The organism is Streptomyces sp. NPDC002793, from assembly GCF_040295485.1.
Taxonomy (GTDB): domain Bacteria; phylum Actinomycetota; class Actinomycetes; order Streptomycetales; family Streptomycetaceae; genus Streptomyces.
Genome location: NZ_JBEOVL010000098.1, coordinates 1 through 7,133 on the forward strand (window position 1 = coordinate 1; position 7,133 = coordinate 7,133).

The 7,133-nt window shown below is 73.6% G+C and carries 7 protein-coding genes; all 7 read left to right on the top strand.

Going from position 1 to position 7,133, the window contains the following annotated elements; all coding sequences use genetic code 11:
* Positions 1-1,140 (top strand): hypothetical protein (locus tag ABT001_RS35430; RefSeq protein WP_351285769.1); only part of this gene is annotated, 1,140 nt, incomplete at its 5' end.
* A 59-nt stretch (positions 1,141-1,199) separates the two neighbouring features.
* The gene (locus tag ABT001_RS35435; protein ID WP_351285759.1) at positions 1,200-1,985 is read left to right on the top strand and encodes a FadR/GntR family transcriptional regulator; all 786 of its coding nucleotides are present in this window, start codon (positions 1,200-1,202) and stop codon (positions 1,983-1,985) included.
* Entirely contained in the window at positions 1,982-3,130 is a 1,149-nt protein-coding gene (gene dgoD / locus ABT001_RS35440) for a galactonate dehydratase (RefSeq protein WP_351285760.1), read from the top strand. The genes ABT001_RS35435 and dgoD overlap by 4 nt, the downstream gene beginning before the upstream one ends.
* Before the next feature lie 56 nt (positions 3,131-3,186).
* Positions 3,187-3,819, top strand: coding sequence for a bifunctional 4-hydroxy-2-oxoglutarate aldolase/2-dehydro-3-deoxy-phosphogluconate aldolase (locus tag ABT001_RS35445; protein WP_351285761.1), 633 nt, complete (start codon positions 3,187-3,189; stop codon positions 3,817-3,819).
* Complete coding sequence (locus ABT001_RS35450; RefSeq protein WP_351285763.1) at positions 3,816-4,781, top strand: sugar kinase; 966 nt, start codon at positions 3,816-3,818, stop codon at positions 4,779-4,781. The genes ABT001_RS35445 and ABT001_RS35450 overlap by 4 nt, the downstream gene beginning before the upstream one ends.
* Positions 4,782-4,791: 10 nt before the next feature.
* On the top strand, positions 4,792-5,892 hold the full coding sequence (locus ABT001_RS35455) for an SMP-30/gluconolactonase/LRE family protein (RefSeq protein ID WP_351285765.1): 1,101 nt from the start codon (positions 4,792-4,794) through the stop codon (positions 5,890-5,892).
* Positions 5,889-6,668, top strand: coding sequence for an SDR family NAD(P)-dependent oxidoreductase (locus ABT001_RS35460; RefSeq protein WP_351285767.1), 780 nt, complete (start codon positions 5,889-5,891; stop codon positions 6,666-6,668). Before ABT001_RS35455 ends, ABT001_RS35460 begins: the two co-directional genes overlap by 4 nt.
* The last annotated feature ends 465 nt before the right edge of the window (positions 6,669-7,133 follow it).

Below are 7,133 nucleotides of genomic sequence, written 5' to 3' on the forward strand. Positions count from 1 at the left end.
CCCTCGTCCTTGCAGGCCCGGACGGCCTTGCGGGTGAGGACGTCCACCACGGCCTCCTGGAAGGACGCCGCCACGTCCCGTACGGGCACGTCCTCGATGGCCGACTGGCTCAACTGGGGCGGCGACAAGACCTGGCCCGCACCGCAGGGCTGGGACGGCCCCGGCCAGTGGGCGGGCCCCCCGGACCCGGTGCTGGACTCCGGCCCGTACACCGCACGGGTCGAACAGCGGGACGGCACAGCGGCGCTCGTGCTGACCAGTGGCGACGATCCCCGCACCGGCCTGCGGCTGGAGCGCCGGATCGTACTCCGCCCCCGCAGCACGGCCTTCGGCCTGCACCTGATGATGACCAACACGTCGGCCGTGGAACGCCGCTGGGCGCTGTGGAACGTCACCCAGATCGCCGGGGCGCCGCCGGCGAGCCCGGCAGGTGCCGAGGGCGTCTACCTCGGCCGCGCCCGGTCCGGGCGGCCGTCCACCGTACCGCTGGTCGCCGGCACCGGCTGGCCGCAGGTGCTGGAGGCCGCTGCCGACGTGCTGTACGTACCGCACCAGGATGTCGTCGGGAAGGTGGGTTTCCCCGACTCCGCGGGATGGCTTGCGCACGTCGGGCCGGAACGCACCCTGGCGCAGAGATTCACCGTCCATGAGGGCTCCTATCCCGACGAGGGGTCGCGCGCCGAGGTGTGGATGGAGTGCCCGCTGGCGGAGGGGCTGCCTCATCTGGGCGGTCTGCGGCCGCGTGACCACGTCGTCGAATGTGAGGCGCTGGGGCCGCTGACGACGCTGGCGCCGGGGGCGTCGGCCGCGCTGGAAGTGGAGTTCGGTGTCGGGCCCTCGGCCGGCCCGGTCCGGGCGGTGACCCCGGCCGGCTACTGGGCGGGGCCGCCCCGCGACGGGGCGGAGGGCGTCTTCGTGCCGTACGCCGCAGGCCGGCTGGAAGCGCGCGGTCCGGCCGGGGCGCGGCCGCTCGTGCTGGGCACGCTGGAGCCGGGGAGGGCCTGCGGCATCCGCCTGCCGGAGGGACAGGAGCATTACGGGCGCTGGGAGTTGACGGCACCGCTGCCCGGCGGCGGCAGGGCGCGAGTGGCCCGCATCACCGTCGGGGAGAGCGGAATCCGCACCCATTTTAATTCATAAATTATATAGAGTGGGGTGTGCGCACCGCGCGGGGCGTGCGGGGCGAGAAGGGACGGAACATGGCCGAGTACGTAGGCAGAGGCCTGCACGGACAGATCGTGGAGAAGGTCGGCACCCGCATCGTGCAGGGACGCCTGCGAGTGGGGGAGACCCTGGACATGACCTCCCTCATCGACGAACTCGGCATAAGCCAGACAGTGCTGCGCGAGGCCGTCAAAGTGCTCACCGCCAAAGGCCTGGTCGACGCGCGGCAGAAACGCGGCACGTTCGTCCGCCCCCGGGAGGACTGGAACCTGCTCGACGCCGACGTCATCCGCTGGCAGTTCGCCGCCGACACCCCGGAACTGGTCCTGCGGGACCTCGCCGAGCTCCGCCTGGTCGTCGAACCCGCCGCCGCCCGCCTGGCCGCCGAACGGCGCACCGAGGAAGACCTGACCGCGCTGGAGACGGCCCTCGCCCGCATGGGGGAGACCTCCGGCGACCCGGCCGAGGCCGCCGAGGCCGACCTCGCCTGGCACCGCGCCCTGCTCCGGGCCACCCACAACGAACTGCTCCAGCGCATGGACGTCTTCATCGGACCGGCCCTGGCCGAACGCGACCGGCTCGTCCACTCCGCCGAGGCCGACGACCCGGTCCCCGCACACGAACCCGTCCTGCGCGCCGTACGCGACGCGGACCCGTCCGCCGCCGAGGAGGCCATGCGGGCACTGCTCGCCCGCGCCGACGCCGACCTCGCCCGCACGGCAGACCCCTCCCGTACCCGCACCGGGGCCGAGGCGGACGACGACCGCACCGGCCGAAACAGCGGGCACGGCACCGAACCGGAGGACCGAGAAGCACCATGAAGATCACCCGCATCGAGACCTTCCGGGTACCGCCCCGCTGGCTCTTCTGCCGTATCGAGACGGACGAAGGGATCATCGGCTGGGGGGAGCCGGTGGTCGAGGGCCGCGCCGACACCGTCCGTACGGCCGTCGGTGAACTGGCCGAGTACCTCGTCGGGCTGGACCCCCGGCACATCGAGGACCACTGGCAGGTGATGACCCGCGGCACCTTCTACCGCGGCGGACCGGTGCTCTCCAGCGCCGTCGCCGGCATCGACCAGGCTCTGTGGGACATCCGGGGCCAGGCGCTCGGCGTCCCCGTGTACGACCTGATCGGCGGCGCCGTCCGCGACCGGGCCCGGGTCTACTGCTGGGTCGGCGGCGACGAACCGGCCGAGATCGCCGACGCCGTCAACGCCCAGGTCGAGGCCGGATTCACCGCCGTCAAGATGAACGCCACCGGCCTCACCGGACGCCTGGGCGGCGCGGCCGGCATCGCCGCCGCGCACGCCCGCGTGGCCACCGCGCGCGAGGTACTGGGCCCCGGCCGGGACGTCGCCGTGGACCTGCACGGCCGTCTGGGCCCCGCCGGCGCGCGACGCCTGCTCGCCGCCCTCGAGGAACTGCACCCCCTGTTCGCCGAGGAGCCCGTCACCCCGGAGCACACCCGGCTGCTGGAACCGCTCGTCCGCTCCACCACCGTGCCCATCGCCACCGGCGAACGCCTGTACTCGCGCTGGGACTTCCTGCCCGCACTGACCGCCGGGATCGCCGTAGCCCAGCCCGACCCCTCGCACGCCGGAGGCATCTCCGAACTGCGCCGGATCGCCTCCCTCGCCGAAACCTTCGACGTCCAGCTGGCACCGCACTGCCCCCTCGGACCGATCGCGCTCGCCGCCTCGCTCCAGGTCGCCTTCGCCACACCCAACTTCCTGATCCAGGAACAGAGCATCGGCATCCACTACAACGACGGCGCCGAACTCCTCGACTACGTCGTCGACCCGGAGGTCTTCCGCTTCACCGACGGACACGTCGCCCGCCCCACGGGACCAGGGCTGGGCATCACCGTCGACGAGAACGCGGTCCGCCGTGCCGATGCCGCGGCGGACGCCCCCTGGCGCAGCCCGCTCTGGCGCCACCCGGACGGATCGTTCGCCGAGTGGTGACACCCCCGCCGGATCACGACCCCGCATCCCCACCGCAGCCCCGAGGAATGACCCGCATGAGCCTTACCGACCGACTCCGCAGTGAACGCGTGATCGCCATCGTCCGAGGCACGGACACGAAGGCCGCAGAGCGGACCGTGCACATCCTCCGCGAGGAGGGCATCGCCCTGATCGAGGTGTCCCTGACGACCCCGGACGCGGCCGGGATCATCGCACGCACCTCCCGGGAGGCCGGTGACGCCCTCATCGGCGCCGGCACGGTGCTCACGGGCGACGACGCCCGCGCCGTCCAGCAGGCCGGCGCCGCCTTCGTCGTCACGCCCGCGCTCGCCGAGGGCAGCGCCACCGCGCACGCGCTCGGACTGCCCGTCGTCGCCGGGGCGCTGACCCCCACCGAGATCGTCCGGGCGGTCGCCGAGGGCGCCTCCGCCGTCAAGCTCTTCCCCGCCTCCGCGGGCGGCCCGGCCTATCTGCGGTCCCTGCGCGAACCACTACCCGAGGTCCCCTTCGTACCGACCGGGGGCGTGGAAGCCGAGGCCGCCCACGCCTACCTGGAGGCCGGGGCCCTCGCCGTCGGCGTGGGGTCGCCCATCATGGGGGACGCCCCACACGGCGGCGACCCGGACGCGCTGCGTGAGCGGTGCCGCGCCTTCCTCGCCGCCCTCGCACGCCACCGGGAGGGGGAATGAGCCTCCAAACAGCCCCCGAGGTAGTGACCCTCGGGGAGACGATGGCCGTCCTCCGGGCGTCCGGCCCGCTCCGGACGGGGCCCGACCTCCGGCTCTCGGTAGCCGGAGCGGAGTCCAACGTGGCCATCGGGCTGACCCGGCTCGGACACCGCGTCCGCTGGATCGGCCGGGTCGGTGACGACGAACTGGGCACCCTGGTCCTGCGAACCCTGCGCGCCGAGTCCGTGGACGTCACCGGGGCCCGGACCGACCACGACGGACCGACCGGGCTGCTGCTCTCCGAACCGCGGATCGCCGACCTCACACGCATCCAGTACTACCGGGCGGGCTCGGCGGGCTCCCGACTGTGCCCCGAAGACGTGCCGGCCGACATGCTCAGCGGCGCCCGCGTCCTGCACGTCACCGGCATCACCTGCGCCCTGGGGCCACAGCCGCTGGACGCGGTGCGTGCTGCCGTCCACGCCGCCCGGACCGCGGGAATCCTGGTCAGCCTGGACGTGAACCACCGCCCCCGGCTCTGGAGCGCGTCCGAGGCCGCCGACGTCCTGCGCCCGCTGGCCCGGGACGCCGACCTCGTCATCGCCTCCGACGACGAACTCGCCCTGGTCACCGACCCCTCGGCCCGCACCACCACCGACCGCGTCCGGTCCCTGCTGTCCAGCGGCCACACCCGGGAGGTGGCCGTCAAACTCGGCGGCGACGGAGCCGAACTGCACACCCCGCGGGACCGGGAACACACTCCCGCGCGCCGCGTCACGGTCCGCGACACCGTGGGCGCCGGCGACGCCTTCACCGCCGGCCTGCTGTCGGGGCTGCTCGACGGCCTCGGACCGCGCGACCGCCTGGAACGCGCCAACACTATGGGCGCCTTCGCCGTCGGCTCGCTGGGGGACTGGCAGGGGCTGCCCGAACGCCGCGAACTCACCCTGCTGGACAGGGAGGACGGCGCCACGCTCCGCTGACCACCCCACCGTGCCCCGCCCGGGACACGCCCCCGCTGACGCACCCGCAGCCCCGCACCCGCCCCCCTATCTGCGGAAGGGCGCGGCGGACCAGAAGGAGAGAGCCCTGACCCGCCACCCGACCGGAGCGACCGTTCCACCGGCGTTCCGCCCCTGGAACACCCACCGGCGCGAACTGGGCGAGGGCCTTCGCCACACCGGAGACCACCTGGTGACCGTCGACATCCTTGACGGCACCCTCACCGCCCTCGACCCCACCACCCCCGGCGACGGGGCCGTCCTGCTGCGCCTGGACGTCCCGCTGGGCGCCGTCGCACCCCTGGCCGGCCTGCCCGGACACTGGCTGGCGGCGGCCGGGACCGGCGCCGCCGTGATCGCCCCCGACGGCAGCCTCACCTGGCTGGCCCACCCCGGCGCCGCCGATCCCGTGCGCAGCCGCGTCAACGACGGATGCTGCGACCCGTCGGGACGCTTCTGGTTCGGCACCATGCCCTACGGACCGGAGCGCGGCCTCGGACGGCTCCACCGAGTCGATCACGACGGGTCCGTCACCACCGTGCTGGACGGGCTGACCATCCCCAACGGTCCGGCATTCACGGCCGACGGGACGGTGATGTACCAGGCCGACAGCGCCGAGGGCCGCATCGACCGCTTCCGGGCAGATCCCGACGACGGGCGACTGTTCGACCGGACCGCGTTCGCCGCGTTCGCCCCGGACGCCGGCAGCCCGGACGGCATGACGGTGGACGACGACGGCCAGCTCTGGGTAGCGGTCTGGGGCGCCGGAGCGGTCCACCGCTACGCACCGGACGGCACCCTCACCGCCGTTCTGCCGCTCCCCGCCGTCCAGCCCACCAGCCCCGCGCTCGTCGACGGCACCCTGTTCGTGACTACCGCAGCCATCGGTCTCACTCCGCTGCCTGACGACCGCCCCGACGAGACCCGGCCCGGCGGCGCCCCCCGGCACGACGGCCGGGTGCTGGCCGCTGAGGTCGGCGCATCGGCACCGCCCGCCCGCCCGGCCGTCCTGCACCCCGGGGCCCCCGGGGTCCCGTCCACCACCATCGCCGCCCGTCCCACCGGCGGCGCCACCCACAGGGAGGCACTGTGAGCCCGTACCCGTTCCAGGACCGCACCGCCATCGTCACCGGCGGGGCCCAGGGCATCGGCGAGGCTGTCGTCGACACCCTGCTGGCAGGAGGGGCCGCCGTCGCGGTGCTGGACCGCGACGAGGCCGCACTCGAACGCGTCGCCGACCGCCATGCCGCCCACGCGGACCGGATGCTGCCGCTGGCCGTCGACATCACCGACGAGGCAGGCGTCGCCGCGGCCACCGGGTCCGTCGCCGAACGGTTCGGACCGGCTACGCTGCTGGTCAACAATGCAGGGATCAACGCCTACTTCGACCCCGCCGCGATGACCTCCGACCAATGGGACCGCGTCTTCGCGGTCGACCTCAAAGGCGCCTGGCTCGTCGCCAAGCAGCTGATCCCCGCCATGCGAGAGCGCGAGACCGGCTCGATCGTCAACGTGGCCTCCCTGCACGCCCGCCTCACCTCCGCCGGGTACTTCCCCTACGCGGCGGCCAAGTCCGGTCTGCTGGGGCTGACCCGCAGCCTGGCCCTCGAACTCGCGCCGCACGGGGTGCGGGTCAACGCGGTCAGTCCGGGCTGGACCCGGACGGCCCTCGTCCGCGACTACTTCGCCGCCCAGCCCGACCCCGCAACAGCCGAGGCCGAGGTGGTGAACGTGCACCCGATGCGGCGGATGTGCGAACCTCAGGACGTGGCCGAGGCCGTCGCCTTCCTGCTCGGACCGGGCGCCCGTGGCATCACCGGCGCCGAGATCCCCGTCGACGGAGGCCTCGGCGCCCGCTTCGCGGGCTGACCCGCGAAGCCGGACCGCGGATTCGTGCGGCGGCCGGAATCCCACGGCCCGGCGGCGCGGCACCAGGCGGCCCGCACCGCATGGCTCCCCCCGTCGCCCCCTCTCACGGCCTCCCGTTCGACCCGGGCGAGCTGTCCCGTTGCATTTCTGCACGTGTCCCGATCGGACCGGGCTCTGGTATTGCCTGCATTGCAGGATCAGGAGGCGGCTGTCGCGGTCGCGGGCCGTGACGTCGACGCTTAGGGCCTGTCGCGAAAGTGCTGGCCGCCGTTCGAGGCCCGGTAGACCGAACGGGGCAGATCACCGCTCTGATGAGCCATGATTTGTGTTGGAAGTGATCGGTTGGGGAGGGGTGCGTTGAGCAGGACAGTGAGCGCTTTTCAACCTGACCGTGGGGCTGTGGTGTTGGTCGGTGCGGGCTGTACGGAACGACGAAGCTCCTGGTAGACGGGTTCCCGACCAAGA